The sequence below is a fragment of the Bradyrhizobium barranii subsp. apii genome, assembly GCF_011516635.5.
Classification (GTDB): Bacteria; Pseudomonadota; Alphaproteobacteria; order Rhizobiales; family Xanthobacteraceae; genus Bradyrhizobium; species Bradyrhizobium barranii.
Genome location: NZ_CP096255.1, coordinates 6591496 through 6617670, shown reverse-complemented (window position 1 = coordinate 6617670; position 26175 = coordinate 6591496). Strand labels below are relative to the sequence as shown.

The following is a 26175-nucleotide window of genomic DNA, read 5'->3' as shown; positions in this document are numbered from 1 at the left end:
ACGCAACTCAGGTCCGCCGGTTCACCGTTCCGCGCCTGACATTAACCAAGGTTCTCCATCCCGTGTCTTTTCCGGCCCTGACCCCGCCGCTCGCCCACGCTTTGGCCGAGCGGAACTATGATTCACCCACCCCCGTCCAGCTCGCCGTGCTCGCAGACGAAGCGGCCGACCGCGACCTCCTGGTTTCGGCCCAGACCGGCTCCGGCAAGACCCTCGCGTATGGCCTCGCCATGGCCAAGGATCTGTTTGGCGATGCCGAGCGGTTCGAGCAGGCGGGGGCGCCGCTCGCCCTGATCGTGGCGCCGACCCGCGAGCTCGCCTTGCAGGTTCAGCGCGAACTGGCATGGCTGTATGGGCATGCCGGCGGGCGGGTCGTCTCCTGCGTCGGCGGCATGGATCCGCGGCGCGAGCAGCGCGAGCTTGCGGCGGGCGCTCACATCGTCGTCGGCACGCCCGGCCGGTTGTGCGACCATTTGCGTCGCGGCCGTCTCGACATCACGGAATTGAAAGTGGTTGTCCTCGATGAGGCCGACGAGATGCTCAATCTCGGCTTTCGCGAGGACATGGAATTCATCCTCAAGACCACGCCGGAGACACGCCGCACGTTGCTGTTCTCGGCGACGTTTCCGCGCGGTATCGTGGCGCTGGCCAAGCAATATCAGCAGCAGGCGTTTCGGATCGAGGTCGCCGGCGATGAAGGCGGTCACGCCGACATCGAGTACCGCGCCATCCGGGTCGCCCCCGGTGATGTCGAACATGCCGTCGTCAACGTGCTGCGCTTCTTCGAGGCGCCGAGCGCGCTGGTGTTTTGCAGCACGCGCGATCACGTCAGGCATTTGCAGGCGGCGCTGCTGGAGCGCGGCTTCTCCGTGGTCGCGCTGTCAGGCGAATTGACGCAGAACGAGCGGACCACGGCGCTGCAGTCGCTCCGGGACGGACGCGCTCGCGTCTGTGTGGCGACCGACGTCGCCGCCCGCGGCATCGACCTGCCGAGCCTCGATCTCGTCATCCATGCCGATCTGCCCAACGACGCCGAGGTGATGCAGCATCGCTCCGGCCGCACCGGGCGGGCGGGCCGCAAGGGGACGAGCGTCCTGCTGGTGCCGCCTGTACGGCGGCGACGTGCGGAAATGCTGCTGAATGTCTCGGGGATCGACGCGGTCTGGGGAACGGCACCGCAGGCGGAGGAAATCCGCAGGCTCGATCACGACCGCATGAAGGACGTGTTGTTCACCGAGGAGACGACCGCGGACGATCTGGTGCTGGCGCAGGCGCTGCTGGCCGAGCGGTCGGCTGAGGATATCGCAGCCGCACTCGCGCGGCTCTATCGCGCACGGCTGCCGTCGCCCGAAGACATCATCGATCCCGGCGAGCGAGCCGGCCGGCCGCGCGACGATCGCGGGCGCGACAATGTCCGCGCACCGCGCGACGATGCCCGCACTTCGCGCGGCGATGATCGCCCCGAAAGAGCCCGACCCAAATCAGGAAAATCGTCGGCGAAACACGGCATGGCGGACGGCAGCGTCTGGTTCCGGGCCAACATCGGACGAAGAAAGAATGCGGAAGCACGCTGGCTCTTGCCGATGATCTGCCGCCGCGGCGGCATCGACAAGGGCGACATCGGCGCCATCAAGATCATGGACACGACGACCGAGTTCGAAATTTTCGAGCGGGTCGCGGAATCCTTCGCTGCCAAGATCAAGCGTCCGGACAAGGAAGACAATATCCGCCTCGAACCGATGACGGATGCGCCGCAGCGGCAGGCGCCTTCGGAAGAGCGGTCAAAGCCGCCGCGGCGCGAGAGCGGCGAGATCGATCATCGCGAACGTCGCGACGATCGCCCGCGCGATGCAGCTGGATTCAAGCCACGCGACAAGGCTCACGGCGAGCGCAGGCCGAAATTCGACGATGCTCCTTCGTTCGGAAAGAAAAAGAAGCACAAGAACAAGCCTGGCCATGCCGAGCCGGCGGTCACGCCGTGGCCGTTGAAGGGCGCGCCTGGAAAAAAGAAGGCGAAGAAAAAGCATCGGGGCTGAACTGCGCCTGACCGTGCAGACTGCAATGATGCCGCCGGATTGCGCCGGCGACATCATCTGAAAAGTCAGCTGCGAACTCAGCGGCCACCGCCACCGCCACCGCCGCCACCGCCGCCACCACCACCTCCTCCGCCGCCACCACCGGCATCACGCATCGACGAGCTGTAGCGGGGGTCCGTCTGCTTCATGTAGATGGGCGAGGTGTCGTGAGTGAGGTTGATGCGGCTTCTGCCGCCAGGGGTCGGCGTCTCGACAAGGATACCGCAGCCCTCGAAGAAGGCGGAATCGCAGCCATAGGTCCGGACCTGCGCCGCGTTGGCACTGGTCGCGCTGAACGCGGCCGCCGCAGCGAATGCAATCAAAGCAACTTTCGACAATGTGAGTTTCATGGAAATTCTCCAGTCTCGATTCGGCGAGACCAGAACGGCCCGCGCACACCTTCGACGGGGGGTGATCGAAGGCGGTTCGAGGGACGGCTTCACGCCCGCGTGAGCCGGGCGGGGACGTTATGTCGCAGCGAGGTCGCGGAGCATGTAGGTCGCGCCTTCGCCGTAGGAGGCGAGCTTTGCGCGCGCCTCAGTATCCGCCGCGACGGGCCGGAAGCCGAGACGCTCCCATAACGGCCGCGTGGCGTAGACCGAGACCAGCGCGAGCGTTGTGATGTGTGATGCGCGCGCCAGCTTCTCGATATCGGCAATATAATCGCGCGCGACGCCACCGCGGAAATCGGGCAGCACGGCGACGTCGTGCACGTAGAGACAATCCGCATCATCAGGCAATTGTTGCAGGAAGCCGTTGAGCGGCGGAATGCGGTGTTGCTTCCACGGATGCGCGAGTCCGTAGCCGGCGATCTCTTCGTCGGCGATGAGCAGACGGCAGCCATCGGGATAGAGTCGCATCTTCTCCGCGAACACGTCGGGATTCTCAGGGAGATCGGGATGGATCCGCGCTGCGATCGCGCTGATCGCGACCAGGTCGGAGGCGCGCGCGGGACGCCAATGCGGCTTGCTCATGTCGGTCCGTTGGTCGGTCTCACCCATTCAGTTTATTCCGTCGCGACGATGCGCGCAGCGAAAAATATCTTTGCCACCGTCCCAGGAATACGAAGCGTTGCGCGGCGTCCTACCCCATGCAAGCCAATTGCATGACAGGAGAACCCATGACGTCCTCGATCCGCCTCGCGCTCACGCTCGCCGTATCGCTCGCCATCATCCCCGCTGCCTTCGCCGCGCCGCCGACCAAGACCGGCAAGTCCGACAAGGGCAACGTGCTCACCGACGCCAAGGGCATGACGCTTTACACCTTCGACAAGGATGCGGACGGCAAGTCTGCCTGCAACGGACCGTGTGCGACAAACTGGCCGGTGCTGAAGGCCGAGGCGAGCGATGCCGCGGCCGACGGCTACACCGTCATTGCGCGCGACGACGGATCCAGGCAGTGGGCTTACAAGGGCAAGCCGCTCTACACCTTCGCCAAGGACCAGAAGCCCGGCGACATCACCGGCGACGGCTTTCTGAACGGCGCCTGGCATCTGGCGATGCCGTGAGCGGACAATCCGCCGCGGCAATGCGAGGTGGTGTCTGACATTGACGGGATGCCACCGGTCTCGTGCCTCGGACGCAGCGCAACGCCGCATTGGCGATGCGACGTATCGTTCAATGCGGTGCGCTGCGGAGCGGCTCCAGCAACTCGCTGTCAATCAGTGACAGGGCGCCATCTGGAAGCGGCCGAATCCTCGCCGCGCCCCCAGCGGAAGGCCACCGGCACCGGCGTCTCCGAACCGCTCGCCGGACTGATCTCAAGTTGGCGGAAGTAATCGCGACAACTTCAAAGAAGGAAGAATGCCGCCTGTGGCGCGTCGTCGCTTGAATCGAATTTATTCAAGTCGAGAGTCCGAAAGCGAACCGAAGGCCCGATTTTGGTTGGTCATAGTTGGTTCCGGCAGGGGGCGCGAGCGGCATATCGGCAGCAGCATCCCTCCATTTGAGAGTAGGGGCACTGGTTTCCCGGTGCGGTCCGCACTTGGGAGCTTCTGGGAGTCTTCAATCCATTATCTGGTTTCGCGTGAGGGGATGAATGACCATGAATGATGCCAATCTGAAAGCCGAGACGAACGCCACTGGACTGAACGGGACGGCGAATGGCGGTGCAATGCCCAGGTTCGACCTGCCATTTTTCAACTTCCAGGCGATCTTCGGCGATCTCGCCGAGCAAGGCGCCGCCCGGGCCAAGGCAAATTTAGAGCGGATGAGGGCGGCTTCCGAGGAGATCACCGAAGCGCTCCGTGAAGCCTGTTCGACCAATGCCACGCGTGCCGCCGATTACGGCACCAAGGTCATCGAAATATCAAACATCAATACCAGCTCCGCGCTGGAGTTCATGTCCCAGCTTGCGGATGCGAGGTCGTTTGCGGATGCCGTGAGCCTCTCCACCAGCTACAGCCGCAAGACCTTTGAAGCGGCTTCTCGCCAAAACCGGGAGCTTTGGGACCTCGCCCAGAAGGTCGCAACCGAGACGGCCGAGCCGATCAAGAAGAGTTTCAACCTGGTTCTGCATAGGGCTGCTTGAATCGAGGCTACTGGCCGCGTGGATCGGCTGGACGAGCGTCTTCGCCAGAAGGGGCGCGGTCCAGCCGAGGCGGCGAAGCCTTGCCGTGAGAAGCCTTGCCGTGAGGTGATGCCAAGCTGGAGGAAGTCAGGATGGGTATGGTGATGATCAAGTGCCCGGAAACGGGCCACGCCATTCCGACGGGCATCGAGATAGATCGCGAAAGATTTCGGTGCAGTACGGTGTTCTTTTCGCGCACATATTGCGGGATGTGCGCGGCGACGCATGAGTGGTTCGCCAGAGAGGCCTGGGTCTATGAATCGGTCTTGGCGAACGGGAAGTCCGGGGGCGGGCAGCCATTCCGCGCGGGCGCGGTGTGAAGCCGCCTGACGGCATCCTGCGAAACGATCCGATCGATCCTGCGGCTCATCACCTTGTAGCACTCGCAGGCGACGACCTCGAGCCGGGGCCGATCGATCTCGAGTTGACCGCGCCGACTGGATTTCAGGGCTCTTGAGGTTCGAAGTGCGCTCACGACGTGCGTGACGGTGGTCCGCCGGACGCCGAGCAATTCCGACAACGTCTCTTGCGTCAGGTGCAGGACGTCACCACTGCCCTCCGTCCGATCGTGAATGTGAAGCAGCCAGCGGGCGAGGCGGGCCTCGACGGAGTGCAGTGCATTGCAGGCCGCGACGTGCAGGAATTGCGTCATCATCGCCCTGGTGACGATCTGAACCGCGCTTGCGAGGGCGGGACTGCGTTCGAGCGTCGCTTGAAATCGCGCGGGCGAGATCTGCAGTGCGGTTCCGGCCACGCGGACAACCGCCGTCAGGGGGGATCGGACGGGGCCGAGCGCCGTCATGAGGCCGACGACGCCGTCGTTTCCGATCACGGCGGTTGCAGCCGTCTGTCCGTTCGGCAACTCCATGATGAGAGCGATCGCGCCGCTGCACAGGAAGCAAAGGTGTTCGACCCGGTCGCCCGATCGAACCAGGACTGCATCGTGCTGGAGCGGTACTTTCCGGAGATACGGTGCAAGCAACGCGAAGTCGGCCGGCGGTAATGCAGCTAACAGGCGATTACCAACTCTGGTCGCGTGCTCCATCACGGGGAATCGTCCCTCGACGGAGGCCCGGCGGCGAGCAAACGCCCCGTCTCCGGCCGAGCCGCGTTGCCGTGCAGGCATATGCCCGGCAAACAGCTAAACGTCCTGCAGCAGGTAAGGTTCCAATGATGGATCGCGAGCCTGGCTCACGCTGCCGGCGCGGGCACCAGTCCGTAGCGCAGCATCGTCTCTTTCATCTTCGCGGGATCGGGTGGCGCGCCGGCCGACAGGAGTGCGGCCATCTCCGTGAAATATTGCGGGCCCAGCACCCCGGGGCTCAGGATGCACAGGCATGTTGCCGGTCCCGTCGAACGGTTGGTGAAGCCGTGCACGATGCCGCGCTTGATGAAGACCGATTCTCCGGGGCCGAGATCGTTCTGCTTGCCGTCGATCGTCCAGGTCGATACGCCGGACAGCCCGTAGATCGTTTCGTCCCAGCGGTCGTGATAATGCGGGATCGGCATCCGCGCATTCGGCTGGAGCGTCATTTCGAAGATGTCGACGCTGCCGCCGGTGTCGTCCTTGCTGTGCAGGAAGCGGAGCTGAAGCGTACCGAAGCTGATGATGTCGGACATGGCTGTGTCATCCCGGTGAGAGGCTGCATCGAGGTCGCGGCGTTCGCCCTCGTCGAAACGAAAACTACCTCAGCCCCTCATACACCATCAGCCCGCGTGCGATCTGCAATTTGCGGATTGCGCGCGGCAGCAGCTTCTCCGGCTGATGCAGATAGCGCCAGGAGGTGAGGGCGAATGCGGACAACGCGCCGCATTCGTCGTTGAACGGTGCGAGCACGCCGGTGACACTCACCGGCGTATGCGGGCGGGCGTTGAAGGGCAGCAGCAGCAGCTCGAGATGCGCCTTGCTGCCGTCCTCGCGCGCGGCGGTGACGCCGGCGATCGCACCTAACGTCTCGTCGGCGACGATCGTGGTGATCTCCTCGATCTCGCTGCGGCTGGCCTCGGTGAACAGCGCCGCAAAGCTCTGGTCCTTGAGGTCGAGCCCCGCGAGCGCGCAGACGCGCGTGCCGGCGACGCGGAACGGGAAGCCGAGGTTTTGCTCGCAGGACAGCACGAAGATGTCGCCGAGCAGGCCGCGGACCGCGGCCGGATCGATATCGGCCCGATCAGGGGCCCGCGCAGTGCCGCGCTTCTTGTCCCAATACGCGAAGAACGCGCGGCTCGACGGATGTTTCATGACTGAACGCTTACCCCGGGGCGCTAGCTCACGGGACAAACCTGTCCCGCTTCAGTGCACCCGCGATCCCTTTCGTTGTTGTGCAGGAGGGGATTTGCAGCGTCCATGCCGTGGAGGCGTTTTCGGGCCCCCGGAGGCTGTCTTTGCGTCGTTAACGTTAAATTAACTATGCGCTTTCCGTCCGGCGCGCCGCTGCTATGGTGATCGCGGTCGCAAGCCTCGCCGCTTTCATCCAGGTTCTCGGCGGGGCCTGTACACGGGCGTCAAACAGTTTGGTCGCGGGCCGCGGGGAGGGGTGGGGATACACCTTATTCCTCTGGGTACCGGAAGACCGACATGGACAGGCAGGGCTTTCCCAGGCCCTGCCTTTTCCTTTTGTGCACTTGCGCAAGGCCGGCAAAGGCGACTATCTCCAAGGCTGTCGTTAAGCCTGTCGCTCCGATCGCGCCTGAAAGCGAAGCTGCCTTGGATTCCCCGCAAGATTCTCCGCCGGAGATACCGGCCGTTGTCGAGGAAGCTCCGCGCGAGCCGATCCTGACGCTGCCGGTCGCGCTGACCGCCTATATCCTCCTTTTGGCGGTGATCCATCTGCGGGTGCTGCTGCCGCCGGAGCTCGAGAACTGGACCATCGACGTCTTCGGCTTCATCCCGAAACGCTACGATTCCTCGCTGCTCAACCTGCAGATCCCCGGTGGGGCCGGCGCCAAGGTCTGGACTTTCGTCACCTATTCACTGCTGCACGCCAATCTGACCCATCTCGGCTTCAATGTGCTGTGGCTGCTGCCGTTTGGCAGCGCGCTGGCGCGGCGCTTCGGCGCGATCAGGTTCTTCCTGTTTCTCGCGGTGACGGCAGCGGCCGGCGCGCTCGCCCATCTCGTCACCCATGAGCACGCGGTGGCCCCGATGATCGGCGCCTCGGCCTCTGTGTCCGGCGCGATGGCAGCGGCGATCCGCTTTGCCTTTGTCCGCGGCAGCTTCCTGTCGTTCAGCCGATCAGACGCCGATACCGCCGCAAGGGTTCCGGCACTGCCGCTGTCGCGCGCACTGCGCGACGGGCGGGTGGTCGGCTTCCTCGCCGTTTGGTTCGGCGTCAACATCATCTTCGGCGTCGGCGCGATCGGCGTCGATTCCGAAACCACGAGCGTCGCCTGGCAGGCACATATCGGCGGCTTCTTCGCGGGCCTTCTGCTGTTCGCGCTGTTCGATCCCGTGCCGCGCGTGCGAAACGATGCTGCGGATGCGTCATCACAGGACATTTCAAACCGCATTTGAAGCTGCGCTTGCGGCGCCGCCCGAATTCATCCATCATTCCCGAGAAGAATGTTCCGAAGCGACAAGCCGCTAGCGGCGATGCTTCGCAAAGCGCCTCAGCGTGCAACCGGCGCCTAAACTGTTAGTTGAAGACTCGACGAACAAGTCCGGTCCGCGAAATGCGGACGGATCCGATTCAGGGAGGCCGACAATGACGGTACGTTCCATTCTCAACACCAAGGGCCACCAGATCATGAGCGTCGAGCCCGACGCCAAGCTGGCTGCCGCGGTCAAACTGCTCGGCGAGAAGAAGATCGGCGCGGTGCTGGTGATGAACCAGAGCCGGCTCGAAGGCATCCTGTCCGAGCGCGACATCGTGCGCGTGATCGGCGAGCGCGGCGCCGGCGCGCTGGAGGAGCCGGTCTCCCAGGTCATGACCCGCAAGGTGGTGACCTGCAAGGAGACGGACACGGTCGCCGAGCTCATGGAGACGATGACCACCGGCAAGTTCCGCCATTTGCCGGTCGTCGACGATGGCAAGGTGGTCGGCCTGATCTCGATCGGCGACATCGTGAAGCGCCGCGTCCAGGAATACGAGACCGAGCAGGAAGCCCTGCGCGACTACATCAAGACGGCCTGAGCGGCCTTACTCGTCGGCGTTATTCGTCTGCCTTGGGCTCGCCCGCCTTGGGCGCGCTGCCCGCGGGCGCCGGCGCGAGCACCTCGATCGCCTCCTGGATCGACTCCAGCGCGCGCTCGGCGGCGCGGGTGCCGTGCGCGATCAGATCCTCGCCGCGGTGGAAGTCGAACCAGCCGAAATGACCGACCCGCGGCGTGATCAGGAGATCGGGCGGATCGCCGGCGAGGCGCGCGCGGGTAATGCGGTCCTGCATGATGTTGAAGGCGTCGACCATCACCGAGGAGATGCCGGGCCGTCCGGCGCCGCCGAAGAACTCGCGCTTCATGGTTTTCTCGGGCGAGAACAATCGCGGGAAGCGCCGCTTCGCCGTGGTCGCCTCGGCCGCCGGCGGGACCGTCTCGGGCACCGCGCCGTGCGAATAGATCGTCGTGGAATGGGTGAAGATGTCGCTGGAAAGATTTGCGGCGATGACGATTTCGGCGCCGAGCGCGCGGGCTGCCGAGACCGGCACCGGATTCACCAGCGCACCGTCGACCAGCCAGCGGTCACCGATCAGGACGGGCGAGAAGATGCCGGGCAGGGCGTAGGAGGCGCGCATGGCGTCGACCACGCGGCCGCGCGTCAGCCAGATCTCGTGGCCGGTACGGACCTCGGTTGCGACGGCGGCGAACTTGATCGGAAGATCCTCGATCAGGGTCTGGCCGACCGCGTCCTCGAGCCGGGTTGCCAGCTTCTCACCGCCGATCAGGCCGGAGCCGCTCAGTCGGATGTCGAGATAGCCGAGGATGTTGCGCATCCCCTGCAGGCTGCGTCCCCACTCCTGCAGCGTATCCAGCCGGCCGGCCGCATAGAGGCCGCCGACCACGGCGCCGATCGAGGTGCCGACCACAACGTCAGGCACAATGCCATTGGCGGCCAGGGTTCTCAGGATGCCGATATGGGCAAAGCCGCGCGCCGCGCCACCGCCGAGCGCCAGGCCAATGACCGGCCGTCGCACGCTGCCAAGACCGACCTTCTCTCCATTGGAGCCGTTCGCGCCCCGACCCTTCAAAATATCAAGCACCGAAACCCTCCTACCCCGGGCCAGCCCTCACAGCAGAGTAGGCGCCGTACTTCCGCTCCGCCAGAACGAGGGCAAAGCATGGTTTATACCGTTCGGGAAGCAGGGGGCAGGAGTGTGGCGAGGACCGGCTGCCTCCCGTTTAATCACGCAGGCGTCAACCGGGTTCCAAAGAACTGTATCCGGCCGTATTCCCCGGGGATTCGGAGGCTTGAATTTGCCGCGTTTTCGGTGAAAAGCAGGTGGCATGACTCTCGGGGGTGACGGCATCATCGGATGGCGGCGCAGCACATCGCTGCTGCCGACGCTGATCCTTGCTGCCTGCCTCTATATCCTTGGTCAAAATGCAGCGCGGGCGCAGCTTTTCTCCGATCGTCCGCCCCCGGTGCCGCCCGCCTCGGTGCCCGACCCCGGCGGCGCCGTCAGCCTCGCGCCCCCCTCAGGCCCGGGCGCTGGGCCGCCGAGCCTGCCGCCGACCCTGCTGCAGCCGAATACGCCCAGCATGCCACCGCCCGCGGTCAGCACCGTGCCGGCGGCCCCGCCGCTCAACGCAGCCGTGCCCGGCCAGGGCGTTCTGTCGCTGACCGCGAAATACGGCAAGGACACACCCGCAATCACCAGCGGCCTGGTCTGGCGCGTGTTTGCCGACCGTCCTGACGAGAACGGCACCTTCAAGCTGATCCGCGAGGATCGGAACGCCACGCCGAACATCGTGCTGCCGCCGGGCAATTACGTCGTGCACGTCGCCTTCGGCCTCGTCAGTGCGGTGCGCACCGTCAGCCTGAAGGCCGAGACCGATCGCGAATCCTTCGTGCTGCCGGCCGGTGGCCTGCGCATCGAGGGGCGCGTCGGCACCAGCCGCATTCCGCAGAACCAGATCTCGTTCGCGATCTACAAGGGCAGCCAGTTCGAGTCCGGCGAGCGCGCCTCGCTGGTGCCGAACGTCGCCGCCGGCGACGTCGTGCTGATCCCGGAGGGCACCTACTACATCATCTCCAATTATGGCGACGCCAATTCGGTGGTGCGCTCGGACATCCGTGTCCAGGCCGGCAAGCTCACCGACGTCACCATCACCCACCGCGCCGCCGTGATCACGCTCAAGCTCGTCAGCGACAGGGGCGGCGAGGCGCTCGCCAACACCGCCTGGTCGGTGCTGACCCCCGGCGGCGACGTCATCAAGGAATCGATCGGCGCCTTCCCGCGCGTCGTGCTCTCCGAAGGCGAATACCGCGCCATCGCCAAGAACGAGGGCAAGGTCTACGAGCGCGGCTTCAACGTCGTCAACGGCGTCGACGGCGAAGTCGAAGTGGTCGCGCGCTAGTCTCGTGTCCCGGACGCGGTGCGGCATGCGATGCCGCTCCGCAGAGCCGGGACCCAGGAAGCCACAAGCACATATCTCGATAGATGGGCCCCGGCTCAGCGGCGCACCGCTGAAGGAGCGCTGCGCCGCGTCCGGGGCACGAGAGCGCAGTTTCGACGCGCTGCTGTTTCCCCACCGTCATTGCGAGCGCAGCGAAGCAATCCAGAGTACCTCCGCGGAAAGATTCTGGATTGCTTCGCTGCGCTCGCAATGACGAGGAGGAGGGCCGCGCCCCGTCACTTCCGATACCGCAACGCCTCCACGAGCACGGCGAACGCCGGCGTCGGCTGCCGACGGCTCGGATAATAGAGGTGATAGCCCGCAAACGGTGCGCACCAGTCGGCGAGCACGCGGATCAGCCGGCCGTCGGCGATCTCGCGCTTGACGAGATCGTCGGGGATATAGGCAAGACCAAGCCCCGCCAGCACGGCATTCATCCTGAGCAGGCCGGTGTTGAACACGAGCTGGCCGTCGACCCGCACCTTCATCGCGCGTCCGCGCTTCTCGAACTCCCAGGCATAGATCCCGCCATAGGTCGGCAGGCGGAGGTTGATGCAATTGTGCTCGGTGAGATCCTGCGGCAGCTTCGGCTTGCCCCGCGCGGCGAAATAGGCGGGCGCGCCGACCACGGCCATGCGCATCTCCGGCCCGATCCGTACCGCGATCATGTCCCTGGCGACCTGCTCGCCGAGGCGCACGCCGGCGTCGTAGCGCTCGGCGACGATATCGGTCAGGCCATAGTCGATGACGAGCTCGACCTTGATATCGGGGTAGCGCGGCAGCAGCTTTGCGAGCGCCGGCCACAGCACCGTCTGCGCGGCGTGCTCGCCGGTGGTGATGCGGATGGTGCCCGCCGGCGTCTCGCGGAGCGCGGTCAGCGCCGACAGCTCTGCGTCGATCTCCGCAAAGCGCGGCCCGACATTGCGGAGCAGACGTTCGCCCGCTTCCGTTGGCGCGACGCTGCGGGTGGTGCGGGTGAGCAGCCGCAGGCCGAGCCGTTCCTCCAGGCCGCGCACAGTATGGCTGAGCGCCGACTGCGACACACCGAGCTGGGCTGCCGCGCGGGTAAAGCTGCGCTCGCGCGCGACCGCAAGGAAGGCCAGGAGGTCATTGACGTTGGTGCGGGTCATTCATGAATCCATCTCATCAGTACATACCGATTTTATCATCTAATCGCAGGTCGGCGCGTGGCCTAAATTCGCTGCCGAACATGAACTTCAGGGAGAGCTGACGATGCAGATGCGAACATTGGGCAAGAGCGGCCTCGAGGTCTCGGCCCTCGGCCTCGGCTGCATGGGCCTGAGCTACGGTTATGGCCCGGCGACCGAGACGTCGCAGGCGATCGCACTGATCAGGACCGCCGTCGCGCGCGGTGTGACCTTCTTCGACACCGCCGAGGCCTATGGGCCCTTTGCCAACGAGGAGCTGCTCGGCGAGGCGCTTCAGCCATTCCGCGACAAGGTCGTGATCGCCACCAAGTTCGGCTTCAAGGGCGGCAAGGTCGAGGCCGGGCTCGACAGCCGGCCCGCCAACGTCAAGGCGGTGGCGGAGGCAGCCCTGAAGCGGCTCAAGACCGATCGCATCGATCTGTTCTACCAGCACCGCGTCGATCCCGACGTGCCGGTCGAGGAGACCGCGGGCGCGGTCAAGGATCTGATCCAGGCCGGCAAGGTGCTGCATTTTGGCTTGTCGGAGGCGGGCGCGCAGACCATTCGCCGCGCCCATGCGGTGCAGCCCGTGACCGCATTGCAAAGCGAGTATTCGCTGTGGTGGCGCGAGCCGGAGCAGGAGATCCTGCCGACACTGGAAGAGCTCGGCATCGGCTTCGTTCCGTTCAGCCCGCTCGGCAAGGGCTTTCTGACCGGCGCGATCACCGAGAGCACGACGTTCGATGCGAGCGACTTCCGCAACATCGTGCCGCGCTTCTCATCCAGCGCACGCAAATCCAATCAGACCCTCGTCGATCTGCTTGGCGAGATCGCCGCAATGAAGAAAGCGACGCCGGCGCAGATCGCGTTGGCCTGGCTGCTCGCGCAGAAGCGGTGGATCGTGCCGATCCCCGGCACCACCAAACTGCACCGGCTCGAGGAAAATCTCGGCGCGGCTGCGGTGACGCTGTCGGACGCGGACCTCACTGCAATTGCAGGGGTGCTGTCCAAGGTCGCCGTGCAGGGCGACCGCTATCCTGCGCATCTCCAGGCGCGAGTCGGCCGCTGAGCTGCGGCGTGAATGCCCGGTGAGCGTTCGCTTACCGGGCATACGCGTCTTGTGTTCCGACTTGAATACCTTTGCCAGCGCTACCAAGCAGCGTTGCAAGCAGCGTTGAAGGAAGCGATTAACACCGCCAGCACAGGCTTATTCCGCAAGCGTCGCAACTTCGTCATAGCCGGTGGAAGATACGGATTTCCGATAATCAATTTTATTCTCTTTCCGTCCTGCTGCGCTATATGTCGGGCATCCGTCTAACGGGGGAGGCCGGAGCAGGCGCATGACTTGCGAGACCGGCAGAAGCAGGGGACCAAGCCCGTCGGCATGTTTGAAGTGATCATCACCAGGCGTAAGCGGTTTGGCTGGCGATGGCAGGTGTGCCAGTCCGGCAAGATATTTGCCGATGGCTTCGAGCGCACCCGGCCGTCCGCCAAGTATCATGGCGAGCGCGCACTGTTCTTCCTGTTGTCGCAGGCTTACCTGCGCAATCGCTCCGCGGCGGCCAGCGAGGACTAGCGGCGGGAGCAGCAGACAGCTCCATCCGGGCTACGAGCCTCACCTCAGATGTCGACGACCAGCTTGCCCTTGGCGGCGTGATCCCGGATCAGAGCGTAGGCATCGCCAACACTTTCCAGCGTGAAGCGCCTTGCATCGACCAGCGGCGCGAGCTTGCCGGCTTCAACCAGGCGCGTCGCTTCCGCCATGATCTCACCGTGATGCGCGCGGCCTTCGCCTGATAGCAGCGGCAGCAGCGTGAACACACCGGAATAGCTGGCGGCGCGGAACGACAGCGGCGCAAGCGCGTGCGTGCCCCAGCCCAGCGCGCTCACCACATGGCCAAAACGGCGCACGGCTTCGAAGGAGGCATCGAGCACCTTGCCGCCGACGGTGTCGTAGACGATGTCGAAGCCGCGGCCGCCTGTATGCTCTGCAACGTAAGCTTCGATCGCAGTGCCGCGGTCGATGAACACAGCGCCAAAGCCTTCGATCGTGGCGCGCTGCGCTGCCGAGCCGGTCGCGAACACGTCTGCTCCGATGGCGCGCGCGATCTGGATCGCGACATGGCCGACGCCGCCGGCACCGCCATGAATCAAAACCTTCTGGCCGGCCTTCAGCGCCGCGCGATCGATCAGGCCTTCCCAGGCCGTGATGAAGATCAGCGGCAGGGCGGCCGCTTCGCGCATGCTGAGATTGGAGGGCTTGGGCGCCAGCAGGTCGGCATCGACCGCGGCGAATTCGGCGAGCGATCCCGATACGCCGCCGACGCCGCCGGTCATGCCATAGACCTCGTCGCCCGGCTTGAACCGCGTCACGTCGCGCCCGGTCTGCTCGACCACGCCGGCGAGATCGATTCCGAGAATGGCGGGCAGCGGATGACGCGCATGCGCCGCCGCACCGGCATGGATCTTTGTGTCGAGCGGATTGACCGCGCTCGCGCGCACCCGCACCAGCACCTCGCGCGGCCCGACCTCGGGCGTGGAGACGGTTGAGAGGCGCAGTGGCGCGTTGTGGGTCTCCAGGATCGCCGCCCGCATCGTCGATTGTCTCGTCATGATCGTCTTGCTCCGTTGTCGGCCTCCAATATGCTCATGAAATTTTGCATGAGAAGGAACAAGAATGTACGATGATCGTGCATTTCTGTATGGGGTCATTTCGATGGACTGGAGCGATCTGCGCATCTTCCTGGCGATTGCGCGCGAAGGCTCGCTCGGGGCTGCCGCGCGCAAGATCGGCCAGACACAGCCGACGATGGGGCGGCGGCTTCGCGCGCTCGAAACCGCGCTGGGACAAACGCTGTTCCAGCGCACCGCCGATGGTTTTGTGCTGACCGACGAGGGCGCCGCCGTGCTGCGCCACGCCGAGCGGATCGAGGAGGAGGCGCTCGCGCTTCAGCGCCACGCCTCGGGTGCGGAGACGCAGCTCGACGGCATGCTGCGCCTGTCGTCGTCGGACTGGTTCGGCACGGTGATGCTGTCGCCGGTGATCGCCGCTTTCGGCAAGCGCCATCCCAAGGTGATCGTCGAGCTCCTGACCGATGCGCGTCTCTACAGCCTGCCGCGGCGCGAGGCCGATCTCGTCTTCCGCATCAAGCCGTTCAGTGAGCCCGAGGTGATCTCGAGAAAACTGCTCCACATTCCCTACGCGCTGTACGGCAGGAAGGGCAGCAAGCCGCCGCGCGCCGGCGACGGCAGCGGCGCCCGCGTCGTCCCCATGAATGCCGAATTCGCCGACATGCCAGATGCGATCTGGTTGAAGCGCACGCTGCCGAATGCGGAGATCGCCTCGCGCAGCAACAACCGGCAGGCGCAGGCGGAGCTGTGTGCCGGCGGCGGCGGGTTCGCCGTGCTGCCACGCCCCCTCGGCGACCGCGACCGCCGTCTCGTCGCGCTCGCCATCGGCGCAACGCCGCCCGGCCGCGACACGTTTGTCGGCTATCACCGCGATCTCCGACGCCTGGCGCGCCTGCGCGCGCTGCTCGATCTCGTGATCGAACGGTTGGCATGACGGCCTGCAGGGTGGATTAGCCTTTCGGCCGTGCGAAGCGCAGTCGACAGGCGTAACTCACCCTACGGACTAGATTCGCTCGAAACAATCGTAGTTGCGAATCCTGAAGATCAGCCCGTCACGGAATTCGAAGAACTGCGCAAAACGGGCGCGCATAGTGTCGCCGGGAGCAAGCTTGCCGACGCCGACCGCCAGTGTTGCAGTCCAGATCGTCTCCATCACCACGCAATTGCCTGACGCAAGGGCGTTGACGATTTCGAACGATTGCGAGGCAAGGATGTAACGGGATCTGTCGTAAGACGCTCGCAAGTTGATGAAATCGCGCACTGCGCCCTGCGGCAGGAGAAGGTTTGGAAATTCCTCCTGCACGATATCATCGGCATAAAAGGCCTCGACGGTCTGGCTGGGCTTCGCCGCGGCGACTGCCGCGACGAAGGCTTTTGCACGATCGATCAAATCCTGTCCGGTCACGATGGTGCCTTTCCAATCCGTTCAGAAAAGGCCCGGCAACAGCATCGCGACGCGCTCCCGATACTTTCGGTACTCGTCGCCGAAGAGCGCCACCAGATCGCGCTCCTCGAGCCAGATGCCGACGAAGATATAGGCCGTTGTCACTGATGCGAACATCAGGTGTCCGAGCGTCATCACCGGTGTCGACCAGAAGGCGATGATGAACCCCAGATAGATCGGGTGGCGGATGAGGCGATACAGGCCCGGCGTCTTGAACTTGACGGGCGCGGTGAGCCGGCCGGCGAAATGGCTGATAACCTGTGTCAAGCCGAACAGTTCGAAATGGCTGATGAGGAATGTGCTGTAGAGCACAATCAGCCAGCCCAGGAACTCGCCCGCAATCACGAGCCCGGCCAAGGCGGGAGACTCGATGTTCCAGATGACCGTCGGAATCGGTTGCCATTGCCAGAACAGCAGCAAGAGCGTCAGGCTTGCCAGCAGCACGTAGCTGGAGCGCTCGATGACCGGCGAAGCGAAGCGCGCGAACAGCCGCTTGAACCCCTGCCGCGCCATGCCGCTATGCTGAACCGCGAAGGTCGATAGCAACAGCAGATTGATGGCGAGCGCGTTGGTTAGCGAGGTCGGCGCGCCGGTGTCGATGGTCTTGGGCACGATATATTGCGTGACGAAGCCGATGGCATAGAGGAACGTGCCCAGAAAGATCAAATAGGCACTGGTCCCGTAGACGAGGGCCGCGGACTTCATCGCCAGCGCGAAGGGGCGAGTGGGTGCTGTACCTGGCCCGTTTTGAATCGTGATAGACATCATCTTCTCCTGGTCTTTGGCGAGGATCGAATTGAACTGATGTGGTCGTCTCACGCCTGCCGGAAGCGGCTCCATCGAGACCGTGCAGCGCGTTCGATGAGGTCATCGAACGGGCCGCGATAGAGACCCACATCCTTCAACGCCCGGTCGTCCAGCGGGCGCAGGGCGGCGAGCGCCGCCCGGCGCTCGTGATGGGCAATGGCGGCGGCGATCCAACCGTTCAGCAGGCGCCGGAACCTCGCGAGAAGCAGCGGAATGCCTCGGCGCCCGAAGGGCGCCGCGAGGCTTGATGTGGATAGGGAAATCAGGGTCACGTGTTTGTGCCTTTTCAAATGTGCGCCGGGTAGCGCGTTGTCTCCTTTCTAGAGGACGGCGGTGAGCGGCTCGTCAGGGCAGGCGTGAAAAAACCGTCAAAAACGCGGTCGAGGCTGCTAGAATTGCGCCATTTGATGCCGAGAGGGTGGGAATGCCGCGGTTGACCTTGCTGGGTTCGTTTTCCATGGACCGGGGCGGGCCGGTCACCTTGCGCAACAAGAAGGCGCAGGCCCTCGTGGCATTTCTGGCCATGAACCCTGGGGTCGTCCATGTTCGTGAGCGGCTTGCGGCGTTGCTCTGGCCCGACAGTCACGAGGACGCGGCGCGACAAAGCTTGCGCCAATGCATCAGCATGCTGCGACATGATTGCGCCGAGCTGCCGCTGTCCGCCGATCACGACCTGCTTGGCTTCGATATCGGCGCCGTCACGACCGACGTCGTCGAATTCAAGGATGCGGTATCCGATCCGTCCATCGCCAATTTGAAACGTGCAGCGGTGTTGTATCGCGGCCCCTTTCTCGAGGGACTGAACGCGCGGTCCGATCTTTTCGACGAGTGGTTATTGGGCGAGCGGACCCGGTTGCGCGCCGTCGCCACCTCTGCCTTCCATACGCTGCTGCGGGAATTACAGCTTATCGGCGCACGGGAGGAGGCGATCGCGTTGGCGCTCCGTTTGTTGGCGATCGATCCGTTGCAGGAAGAGGTGGATTGCGCCTTGATGCGGCTCTACTCCGAGCAGGGGCAGACCGCGTTGGCGTTGCGGCAATACAAGCGCTGCGAGGCGATCCTGCGCAAAGAGCTCAACGTCGAGCCGGATCAGGGGGGATGTCCCGATCGCTGTTGAACTACGTCGGGTCGACGTTGCCGGAATGAATATTACGCAGCCCTCGTGACGTGGGCAACGGACTTGATTGTCATGCGATCGTGGTGAGCTTGAAGGGCCGCACGCAGAACCGACAATTGCTTATGCGCCTTCAATCGTCGGAAGCCCTTGTTGGCCTCGATCATACCGGCCGCGACCCATCGCAAGGCCATACCGGCATCCCGCCAGCGTTTAACGTTGCGCGTGACGCGGCGAATGGTGCCCATCATGTTCTCGGCGATATTGGTACAGGCGAGCGATCGGCGAAGCTCCTTCGGCAACTTCAACCGGACGACAGTCAGGATTTCGTCGAGGCCTTCGAGGATACTGGCCGCAACGCCGGGCCATTGCTGGTCGAGTCGACGCGCGAGATTGCGGATCAATTTTTCAGCCTTGTCGGCGTCATCGAGCTCCCAGGCCTGGCGCAGCACCCGGCGGGTGGCCGCATGATGCTCTTTCGGCAGGCGTTCCATGATGTTGCGCGCCTTGTGGATCTGGCAGCGCTGGATCGCAGCGGCCGAACCGAAGGTGCGGCGGATCGCCTTCGACAACGCCTTCGCGCCGTCGGCGATGAACAGTCTTAGCACCGTCGGGTCGAGCCCGCGCGAGACCAGGTTGTCCAGCAGGGCCTGAACCGTTGCTGCATTCTCGGTCGCCCCTTCCACCAGCGCCAGCGGATGCTTGTTGCCTTCGCCGTCAACCCCGATCGCGGCCACCAGCACGAGATCGTCGTCGAGATGCAGCCCGTCGATTTGGACCACCAGAAGGTCGAGCGCGGACAGATCGGCAGCCATGAAGTCGGCCAGCCGCGCCGCCGACAGAGCCACGAACCTCCGCGAGGCCGCCGACTTCGAAATCCCCGATCCGGGCGGTGCCGGCACGTCACCCTCGGGCAGCCGGACGGCGCGGCCGAACCGGCGCGTCGACACATTGATCAGCATCAGGTTCATCGCCCAGCGACCGAGCCAGTCCTCCTGCGCCGCCGTTTCCCAGCTCGGGATCGTGACCTCGCGGCCGTCCATGCCCCGGACCCGCGGGCGATCGACCTCGATCTTGCCGCCGTGGAAACCGATCCGCCCCCGCGTTCGGCCCCAACGGTGCGCCCGCCGCGCCGCATCACGACCGTGGCGCGGCCCGCAGGCCGCTGTCACATCCGCCTCCATCATCGTGCCGAGCGCCTCGATTCCTGCCGCAAGGCAGAACCGATCGAAGCTCGCTCGCACTTCCGCAAATGATTTCTCCACAGCCCCGGTCGCCGGCCAACCAGCCGGTGTGATATCTCTCGTCATGGCGTTGCTCTCCTTTGTGGAATCAGCACCCCGAGCCTACCGGCTCAAGGTGGGCAACGCCGACCTCTTCAGAAATTCAACAGAACCCGGGACATCCCCGGATCAGGAGACGAGGGCGCTTTACCAGCAACTCCTGCGACATCGGTCGCAGCATCGGGGGCCGCCCGGGGATGTGGCCGCCGCTGAGCCGGCGGCTTCGCCGAGGCAGCTCAAGCAGAACGTTCGAACCTGCACCGCGCGCGACGGGGTGCGCATCGCCTATGCGTCGGTCGGCGCCGGGCCGCCGCTGGTGAAAGCCGCCAATTGGCTCAATCATCTAGAATTCGACTTTGCGAGCCCGGTCTGGCAGCACTGGATCGAGGCGTTGAGCCGCGACAACACGTTCCTGCGCTACGACGAACGCGGTACGGGCTTGTCGGACTGGGATGTCTTCGACATCTCCTTCGACGCTTTCGTGCGTGATCTCGAGACGGTCGTCGATGCGGCGGGGCTCGAACGTTTTCCCCTGCTTGGCATTTCTCAGGGCTGCGCGATCTCGATAGCCTACGCCGTGAAGCACCCGGAGCGTGTCAGTCATCTCGTTCTTTATGGCGGATACGCAAAGGGTTGGCGCCATCAGGACCCGTCAAACGTGGCCCGCCGGGAGGCATTGACAACTCTGGTCCTCGAGGGGTGGGGGCAAGAAAGTCCGGTGTTTCGCCAGATATTCACGTCCCTCTTCATTCCTGAAGCAAATGCCGAGCAGGCGCAGTGGTTCAACGATCTGCAGCGGATTACGACGTCGCCGCAGAACGCCTTCAAGCTTACGAATATCTTCGGCGAAATCGATGTGCGGCATCTGCTGCAGGATGTACGAACGCCGACCCTGGTGTTGCACGCTCGTGCCGACGCGAGCGTAAAGTTCACGGAGGGGCAGGAACTCGCTGCTCGGATTAAAGGCGCAACATTCGTTCCGCTCGAGAGTCCCAATCATATCTTGCTGGGGACCGAGCCGGCCTGGTCGGTATTTCTGGACAGTGTAAGAAGGTTTCTCGCGCCCGATCGCTGTCGGTGATCGTGCTTGCCGAGTTTTGCCCGACGGGCAAAACACCGAACTCAGGGTAGAACGCTGTCAATCGCCTTCAACGAAAAGAATTCGCTTTATAAGAAATCGGAAACGGCGTATGTGTTGCCTCACTTCGGCCCAAGGAAGAGGGGCGTATCGCGATCGTCACGAACGCGGGCCGGGCGGCGGTGGACGTGGGCCACACTGGTGCGAAGGTGATCGCAGGGCGGGCAGCCGTGAGCGAAGCACGTCGCACGCACGACCGGTGTGATCCACGTACGGCCAAATCGTGTCGTCCTGGCGCCCGGGGTCTGTGCGCCAAGTCTTGTGGTGGTGCGTGTTGCCCAACCGGACACGCGCATCAGCCATCCGCAAGGCGACGGGGGCAATAGTGCATCGCTCCCCGGGGAGAGCACGACATACGCCGTTCCAACCACTGCGCAGGGAAGGCCGGGATGTCCTGGCTACACCTGTATGCCGCTGTGCAGACTTCTCACTACAACTCCGCACAGTGGACCTCGGGTGCCAGCGGGCTCCCGGTCTTCCCTGCGCCCTCTTTCATTCGAGGGTGAGGCGATCAGGCAAAGCTCGGGCGAAATGCGCCGCGAGGATGCGAGCCCATGTCAGTCACTCAACGACGCTCTCGTGCCCCGGACGCAGCGCAGCACGAAGTGATGCGCTGCAGAGCCGGGGCCCATGCGTCAGTGTGTTGTGTCACCTGCTGGGTCCCGGCTCTGCGCCGCACCGCTACGCGCTGCGTCGCGTCCGGGACACGAGAGAGGCCGGCGCGGCTCCTGCACACTTCGTCATTGCGAGCGCAGCGAAGCAATCCGGAATCTTTCCGCGGCGGCAGTTCGGACTGCTTCGCTGCGCTCGCAATGACGAGGATGAAGCAGCTGTGCGCCATACTCACTCTCACGCGCACGCATCGCATTTTAGGCAACCGTCATAGTGTCTAACGCGCACTAACCAACACCTGACTTAAAACTGTCATAATCGCCAAATGGAACCCGCGGCTGCGTCCTTTTTACACGGCATTAAGCGCGGCTGCATTGGATGCCCTGGGAAAGTGCGTTGGGGACTGCAATGACTGCCGCGAAGAAGATGCCGGGAAAACCGGCCGCCGAAATGTTTGACGACATCCCGGTGCTTCAACGCAAATGGCGTGCCGCGTTGAAGCCGGGCGAACGGCTGCCGCGCTATGAGGACGTGATGCTTGGGAGCCTCGGACGGCTCGCCGACCACATCGCGCTGCTGAAGAACGATGGCGCGCTCGAATTGTCGCGCAGCGGGCGTTACGTGCAGAAATGGCTCGGCGAGGAGCGCTGGGATATCCCGGTCGCCGAGCTCTCGCCCGATTGCGCAACGGCGCTGTCGGAAGCTGTGACGAGCGCGCTCGAGAACGGACGTCCGCATCAGGGCAGCGCGCATTGCGTGCGCGACGGCATGGTCCGGACCTACGATGTGCTGGCGCTGCCGACCGCCTCGCGCTGGGGCGCCACGCTGGTTGGCGCCTACATCAACGAGCGCGGCGCGCAATACAATCTCTTGGACGCGATCTTCTCGTCGACCGATGACGCCGTGGTTTCGCTGGCGACGCTGCGCGATGCCGCAGGCAAGCCGTTCGATCTCCAGATCGTGCATCACAACAAGAGCGCCGGTGTGCTGCTGAAGGTTGCGAGCGCGAGCCTGTTGTGGCGGCGGATCGGCGAGGGGAATACGCTATTGGCCGCGCCCGAAATCATGGACTTCCTGCTCAAGGTCGTCTCCGGCGGCCGCAGCGAGCAGCTCGAGATCGAGGACGACGGACGTTACCTTCGGCTCAGTGACACCGCCTTCGCCGATCTGGTCTCGTTGACGATCTCCGACGTCACCGCGTTGAAGCGGCGCGACGCCTCGTTTCGCCTGCTGTTCGACAACAACCCGATGCCGATGTGGGTGTTCGAGGCACAGACCAAGGAATTCCTCAGCGTCAACGATGCCGCGGTCCAGCACTACGGCTACAGCCGCGCCACCTTCCTGCGGATGAAGCTGCACGAGATCTGGCCCGAGGACGAGTGGGACAGCCACGCCGAGGCGCTCGAACGCATCGGCGACACCTATCACTCCTCGCGCAACTGGCGCCATTTGTGTGCCGACGGCAGCGAGATCGAGGTGCTCACTTTCGGTCGCCGCGTCGCCTTCGACGATCGCGACGGCTATCTGGTCGCGGTGGTCGACATCACGGAGCGGCGCAAGGCCGAGGCGCGGATCGCCCACATGGCGCACCATGACGGGCTCACCGATCTGCCGAACCGCGAACATTTCCAGCAGTGCTTGAAGCAGGCGCTCGACCAGGCCGGCGGAAAACGGGTCGGCGTGCTCTATATCGATCTCGACCTGTTCAAGAACATCAATGATTCCTTCGGGCATCCGGTGGGGGATCGCCTGCTGAAGCAAGTTGCCGAACGCCTCACCACCGCGGTCCGCGGCGGCAATCTCGCGGCCCGGCTTGGCGGCGACGAGTTCGCCGTGATCCTGGCAGCCGACGTCTCGTCCAACGAAGCCAGCGCCTGCGCGACCTTGCTGATCGACATGCTGAAGGCGCCCTACGACCTCGACGGCCAGGAGATGGTGATCGGCGCCAGCATCGGCATCGCGCTGTCGCCCGGCGACGGCACGACGTCGGAGGAGTTGATGCGCAATGCCGACATGGCGCTGTACCGGGCGAAGTCCGACGGTGGCGGCGTGCACCATTTCTTCGAGCGCGAGATGGACCTCCAGGCGCAGAAGCGCCGCGACATGGAGCTCGATCTGCGCCGCGCCTTCGCCAATGGCGAGTTCGAGCTGCACTACCAGCCGCTGGTGTCGATCGCGTCCGACCGCATCTCCGGCTTCGAATCGCTGTTGCGCTGGCGTCATCCCGACAAGGGCATGATCTCGCCGGCGGAATTCATTCCGGTCGCCGAGGACATCGGCCTCATCACCCAGCTCGGCGAGTGGGTGCTGCGCGAGGCCTGCGCGGAGGCGGTGAAATGGCCTGTCGACGTCAAGGTCGCGGTTAATCTGTCGCCGGCGCAATTCCGCAGCCGCAACCTCGTCCAGGTCGTGATTTCCGCGCTTGCGCAGTCCGGCCTGTCGCCGAAGCGGCTCGAGCTTGAGATCACCGAGTCGATCTTCCTGGCGGAGACCGATGCCAATCTCGCGATCCTGCATCAATTGCGCGAGCTCGGCGTCAGCATCTCCATGGATGATTTCGGCACCGGCTATTCGAGCCTCAGCTATCTCCGTAGCTTCCCGTTCGACAAGATCAAGATCGACCGTTCGTTTGTGAAGGATCTGGCGCAGCGGCCCGATTGCGTCGCGATCGTGCGCGCGATCTCCGGCCTCGGCCGCAGCCTCAACATCACCACGACGGCTGAAGGCGTCGAGACCGAGGATCAGCTCGACTGGCTGCGCGCCGAAGGCTGCAACGAGGTGCAGGGGTTTCTGTTCAGCGCGGCGCGGCCCGCCGCCGAGATCGCAAAGCTGCTCGCCGATTTCGGCCAGCGCGCCTCACGGGCGGCGTAGCCCTTCGGGATAGCAGCCGTAGACCAGTTCCTTGAAGGCGGGCGTGATGCGACTGCGCTCGTTCTGGGTCTGCTGCATCAAGAGGTAGACCATGTCGAGCTTGGGATCGACGCCGAAATAGGTGCCGCTGCCTGAGTCCCATTTCAATTCGCCGATCGATCCGGCCGGCGGCGGCTTCGCATTGCCGGGATCGGTGCGCACACCGATGCCGTAGCCATAGCCAAAACCGTCGCCCGGGAAATAGAAATAGTCGCGCCCCACACCGGAGCCGGGCCCGACGTGATCGGTGGTCATCGCCTTGAACACGGCGGGGCTGAGGTAACGCTTGCCCTCGAACTCGCCGCCATTGAGCAGCATCTGCGAGAAGCGCTGATAGTCGGTGATGGTCGAGAGCAGCCCGCCGCCGCCGGATTCCCATTCGGGATGGTCGAGGCGGTCGCGCTCGCCGGCGAGCAGGACCGGGTCGCTCGGCAGCGGCCGCGCCATCCGGGCGCGCTCCTCCGGCGTTTTCAGCACAAATTTGGTGCTGTTCATTCCGAGCGGATCGAGAATGCGCTGCTTGAGGAATTCATATAGCGTTTGGCCCGAGATGATCTCGATGACGGCGCCGAGCACGTCGGTGGAATGGCCGTAGCGCCACAGCGTTCCGGGCTGGCGCGTGAGCGGCAGCTTGGCGATGCGGTCGGCGAATTGCCTGTTGTTGAAGGGCCCCTCGAAAATATTTGCGGCCTGGTAAACCTGCATCACCCATGGAGCGCCGATATAGTCGTAGCTGATGCCCGAGGTCTGCCGCAGCAGATCCTCGATGTTGACAGGGCGGATCGGCGGCTCGAGTTCGACCTTCGAGGTGCCCTCCGGCTCCAGGCCCACCTTGGTGTCGGCGAAGAGCGGGACGTATTTCGACAGGGGGTCGGTGAGCGCGAGCTTGCCCTCGTCGATCAGCATCATCGCGCCGAGACACGTGATCGGCTTGGTCATCGAGTGGATGGCGAAGATCGTGTCGGGCGTCATGGCGAGGCCCGTCCTGGTGTCGCGCACGCCGAAATTCTTGAGGTAGACCGGCTTGCCGTGCTGCTGCACCAGGATCACGGCGCCCGGCAGCCGGCCGCTTCCCACCTCGTTGTCAAAATACGCGGTGATGCGCTCAAGTCCGTCGGTCGACGGGGCAGGGATGTCGGCGGCGCGGCTGCGCCCCATCGTGCCGGCCAGCAGCGCGGCCCCGACCAGAAATTCACGACGCTTCATCCGGGCTTCCTCCCTCGCCGGGATCAAAGCCGCAAGACGTCGGAGGCGTCAACAAGACATCGATTAAAAACGCGTCACGATTTCCGAAAGGAACGGTCGCGGACGGTCTTCGCTGGGCTTGGTCGGCGTGCCGATATGGACGAGGCCGGCGAGCTTTTCGTCCGGCTTGAGGCCGAGGCCGTCCAGCACGTCGCGGTCGAAGGCGAACCAGCCGGTCAGCCAGCAGGCGCCGTAGCCGAGCGCGGTCGCGGCCGTGACAATGTTCATGACGCTGGCGCCGGCCGACAATTCCTGCTCGAACGCCGGCACCTTCGGATGCGGCTTGGTGAAGCTGACGATACCGATCACCAGCGGCGCGTCGGTGAGGCGTTTGCGCTCGGTCTCGATGTTCGCCGCCGGTGCGTCCGGATTCTTGCGGGCAAAGACCGTCGCGATGACCTCGCCGGCCCGCTCGCGGGCGTCACCCTCGAAAATGATGAAGCGCCAGGGCGCGAGCTTGCCGTGGTCGGGCACGCGCGCGCCGATGGTGAGGATGGTTTCGAGCTCGGCGGGGGAGGGGCCGGGCCCGGTTATCTCGCGCGGCTTGACCGAGCGACGGGTCTTCAGGAGTTCGATGGCGTCGGGCACTGCGGTGTCCTCTTCGGCTGGTCGTCGGGCGTGCCATGCCGAGATAAGCATGCACGCCCGCA

26 protein-coding genes are annotated in these 26175 nt (G+C 64.5%); 12 read left to right on the top strand and 14 right to left on the bottom strand.

What is annotated here, in order from left to right; all coding sequences use genetic code 11:
• Positions 1 to 62: 62 nt before the first annotated feature.
• On the top strand, positions 63 to 2036 hold the full coding sequence (locus HAP41_RS31720) for a DEAD/DEAH box helicase (RefSeq protein ID WP_166092099.1): 1974 nt from the start codon (positions 63 to 65) through the stop codon (positions 2034 to 2036).
• Between the two features lie 77 nt (positions 2037 to 2113).
• Here the strand turns inward: HAP41_RS31720 and HAP41_RS31715 are convergent, their stop codons facing one another.
• The gene (locus tag HAP41_RS31715; RefSeq protein WP_166092107.1) at positions 2114 to 2425 is read right to left on the bottom strand and encodes a hypothetical protein; all 312 of its coding nucleotides are present in this window, start codon (positions 2423 to 2425) and stop codon (positions 2114 to 2116) included.
• A gap of 117 nt (positions 2426 to 2542) precedes the next feature.
• Positions 2543 to 3049, bottom strand: a complete 507-nt coding sequence (locus tag HAP41_RS31710) for a GNAT family N-acetyltransferase (protein WP_166105653.1) — start codon at positions 3047 to 3049, stop codon at positions 2543 to 2545.
• Positions 3050 to 3195: 146 nt separating this feature from the next.
• Here HAP41_RS31710 and HAP41_RS31705 point away from each other — a divergent pair, with 146 nt between their 5' ends.
• Both HAP41_RS31705 and HAP41_RS31700 read left to right on the top strand, forming a co-directional pair.
• Positions 3196 to 3582, top strand: a complete 387-nt coding sequence (locus HAP41_RS31705; protein WP_071912640.1) for a COG4315 family predicted lipoprotein — start codon at positions 3196 to 3198, stop codon at positions 3580 to 3582.
• A gap of 536 nt (positions 3583 to 4118) precedes the next feature.
• Positions 4119 to 4604, top strand: coding sequence for a phasin (locus HAP41_RS31700; RefSeq protein WP_166092113.1), 486 nt, complete (start codon positions 4119 to 4121; stop codon positions 4602 to 4604).
• Positions 4605 to 4896: 292 nt separating this feature from the next.
• Here the strand turns inward: HAP41_RS31700 and HAP41_RS31690 are convergent, their stop codons facing one another.
• The 3 genes from HAP41_RS31690 to HAP41_RS31680 form a co-directional block, all read right to left on the bottom strand.
• A complete protein-coding gene (locus tag HAP41_RS31690) occupies positions 4897 to 5691 on the bottom strand; it encodes a Crp/Fnr family transcriptional regulator (protein WP_166092118.1) in 795 nt (264 codons plus the stop codon).
• 143 nt (positions 5692 to 5834) lie between these two features.
• Positions 5835 to 6263 (bottom strand): cupin domain-containing protein, encoded by a 429-nt coding sequence (locus HAP41_RS31685; protein WP_028150261.1) that lies wholly within the window; start codon positions 6261 to 6263, stop codon positions 5835 to 5837.
• Positions 6264 to 6327: 64 nt separating this feature from the next.
• On the bottom strand, positions 6328 to 6882 hold the full coding sequence (locus tag HAP41_RS31680; RefSeq protein ID WP_041958462.1) for a PAS domain-containing protein: 555 nt from the start codon (positions 6880 to 6882) through the stop codon (positions 6328 to 6330).
• A 465-nt stretch (positions 6883 to 7347) separates the two neighbouring features.
• Between HAP41_RS31680 and HAP41_RS31675 the strand changes: the two genes are divergently transcribed.
• Both HAP41_RS31675 and HAP41_RS31670 read left to right on the top strand, forming a co-directional pair.
• Positions 7348 to 8154 carry a rhomboid family intramembrane serine protease gene (locus tag HAP41_RS31675; RefSeq protein WP_014494322.1) on the top strand — a complete coding sequence of 269 codons (807 nt, stop codon included), beginning with the start codon at positions 7348 to 7350 and terminating at the stop codon, positions 8152 to 8154.
• Positions 8155 to 8344: 190 nt separating this feature from the next.
• Complete coding sequence (locus HAP41_RS31670; RefSeq protein ID WP_063982499.1) at positions 8345 to 8773, top strand: CBS domain-containing protein; 429 nt, start codon at positions 8345 to 8347, stop codon at positions 8771 to 8773.
• Between the two features lie 19 nt (positions 8774 to 8792).
• Here the strand turns inward: HAP41_RS31670 and HAP41_RS31665 are convergent, their stop codons facing one another.
• Complete coding sequence (locus tag HAP41_RS31665; protein WP_063982500.1) at positions 8793 to 9836, bottom strand: patatin-like phospholipase family protein; 1044 nt, start codon at positions 9834 to 9836, stop codon at positions 8793 to 8795.
• Positions 9837 to 10080: 244 nt separating this feature from the next.
• On the opposite strand from HAP41_RS31665, the gene HAP41_RS31660 reads away from it, so the two are divergent.
• Complete coding sequence (locus tag HAP41_RS31660; protein ID WP_166092133.1) at positions 10081 to 11154, top strand: RgsD C-terminal domain-containing protein; 1074 nt, start codon at positions 10081 to 10083, stop codon at positions 11152 to 11154.
• A 275-nt stretch (positions 11155 to 11429) separates the two neighbouring features.
• Here the strand turns inward: HAP41_RS31660 and HAP41_RS31655 are convergent, their stop codons facing one another.
• Positions 11430 to 12323: a LysR family transcriptional regulator gene (locus HAP41_RS31655; RefSeq protein WP_166092146.1), complete on the bottom strand. Its 894-nt coding sequence runs from the start codon at positions 12321 to 12323 to the stop codon at positions 11430 to 11432.
• Between the two features lie 103 nt (positions 12324 to 12426).
• On the opposite strand from HAP41_RS31655, the gene HAP41_RS31650 reads away from it, so the two are divergent.
• Both HAP41_RS31650 and HAP41_RS31645 read left to right on the top strand, forming a co-directional pair.
• On the top strand, positions 12427 to 13410 hold the full coding sequence (locus tag HAP41_RS31650; protein ID WP_166092159.1) for an aldo/keto reductase: 984 nt from the start codon (positions 12427 to 12429) through the stop codon (positions 13408 to 13410).
• Between the two features lie 315 nt (positions 13411 to 13725).
• Positions 13726 to 13917, top strand: a complete 192-nt coding sequence (locus tag HAP41_RS31645) for a hypothetical protein (protein ID WP_028150253.1) — start codon at positions 13726 to 13728, stop codon at positions 13915 to 13917.
• A gap of 44 nt (positions 13918 to 13961) precedes the next feature.
• Here HAP41_RS31645 and HAP41_RS31640 read toward each other — a convergent pair whose 3' ends face one another.
• Positions 13962 to 14954 (bottom strand): zinc-dependent alcohol dehydrogenase family protein, encoded by a 993-nt coding sequence (locus HAP41_RS31640; protein ID WP_321576378.1) that lies wholly within the window; start codon positions 14952 to 14954, stop codon positions 13962 to 13964.
• Between the two features lie 103 nt (positions 14955 to 15057).
• On the opposite strand from HAP41_RS31640, the gene HAP41_RS31635 reads away from it, so the two are divergent.
• Positions 15058 to 15906, top strand: coding sequence for a LysR family transcriptional regulator (locus tag HAP41_RS31635; RefSeq protein WP_166105655.1), 849 nt, complete (start codon positions 15058 to 15060; stop codon positions 15904 to 15906).
• 69 nt (positions 15907 to 15975) lie between these two features.
• Here the strand turns inward: HAP41_RS31635 and HAP41_RS31630 are convergent, their stop codons facing one another.
• The 3 genes from HAP41_RS31630 to HAP41_RS31620 all read right to left on the bottom strand — a co-directional run bounded on the left by HAP41_RS31630 (position 15976) and on the right by HAP41_RS31620 (position 17495).
• Positions 15976 to 16377: a nuclear transport factor 2 family protein gene (locus HAP41_RS31630; RefSeq protein ID WP_166092165.1), complete on the bottom strand. Its 402-nt coding sequence runs from the start codon at positions 16375 to 16377 to the stop codon at positions 15976 to 15978.
• 21 nt (positions 16378 to 16398) lie between these two features.
• Positions 16399 to 17121, bottom strand: coding sequence for a methanethiol S-methyltransferase (gene mddA / locus HAP41_RS31625; protein WP_166105673.1), 723 nt, complete (start codon positions 17119 to 17121; stop codon positions 16399 to 16401).
• A gap of 110 nt (positions 17122 to 17231) precedes the next feature.
• The gene (locus HAP41_RS31620; protein WP_028150249.1) at positions 17232 to 17495 is read right to left on the bottom strand and encodes a DUF1127 domain-containing protein; all 264 of its coding nucleotides are present in this window, start codon (positions 17493 to 17495) and stop codon (positions 17232 to 17234) included.
• Between the two features lie 152 nt (positions 17496 to 17647).
• Here HAP41_RS31620 and HAP41_RS31615 point away from each other — a divergent pair, with 152 nt between their 5' ends.
• Entirely contained in the window at positions 17648 to 18340 is a 693-nt protein-coding gene (locus tag HAP41_RS31615) for an AfsR/SARP family transcriptional regulator (RefSeq protein ID WP_166092176.1), read from the top strand.
• Positions 18341 to 18372: 32 nt separating this feature from the next.
• On the opposite strand, the gene HAP41_RS31610 is transcribed toward HAP41_RS31615, so the two are convergent.
• Entirely contained in the window at positions 18373 to 19647 is a 1275-nt protein-coding gene (locus tag HAP41_RS31610; RefSeq protein ID WP_166092180.1) for an IS256 family transposase, read from the bottom strand.
• Between HAP41_RS31610 and HAP41_RS31605 the strand changes: the two genes are divergently transcribed.
• Both HAP41_RS31605 and HAP41_RS31600 read left to right on the top strand, forming a co-directional pair.
• Positions 19646 to 20701 carry an alpha/beta fold hydrolase gene (locus HAP41_RS31605; protein WP_166092184.1) on the top strand — a complete coding sequence of 352 codons (1056 nt, stop codon included), beginning with the start codon at positions 19646 to 19648 and terminating at the stop codon, positions 20699 to 20701. The genes HAP41_RS31610 and HAP41_RS31605 overlap by 2 nt on opposite strands.
• A 1077-nt stretch (positions 20702 to 21778) precedes the next feature.
• The gene (locus tag HAP41_RS31600; protein ID WP_166092190.1) at positions 21779 to 24241 is read left to right on the top strand and encodes a putative bifunctional diguanylate cyclase/phosphodiesterase; all 2463 of its coding nucleotides are present in this window, start codon (positions 21779 to 21781) and stop codon (positions 24239 to 24241) included.
• Here the strand turns inward: HAP41_RS31600 and HAP41_RS31595 are convergent.
• Both HAP41_RS31595 and HAP41_RS31590 read right to left on the bottom strand, forming a co-directional pair.
• Positions 24227 to 25486 carry a serine hydrolase domain-containing protein gene (locus tag HAP41_RS31595; RefSeq protein ID WP_166092199.1) on the bottom strand — a complete coding sequence of 420 codons (1260 nt, stop codon included), beginning with the start codon at positions 25484 to 25486 and terminating at the stop codon, positions 24227 to 24229. The genes HAP41_RS31600 and HAP41_RS31595 overlap by 15 nt on opposite strands.
• A 63-nt stretch (positions 25487 to 25549) precedes the next feature.
• Entirely contained in the window at positions 25550 to 26113 is a 564-nt protein-coding gene (locus HAP41_RS31590) for a nitroreductase family protein (protein WP_166092204.1), read from the bottom strand.
• Positions 26114 to 26175: the final 62 nt, after the last annotated feature.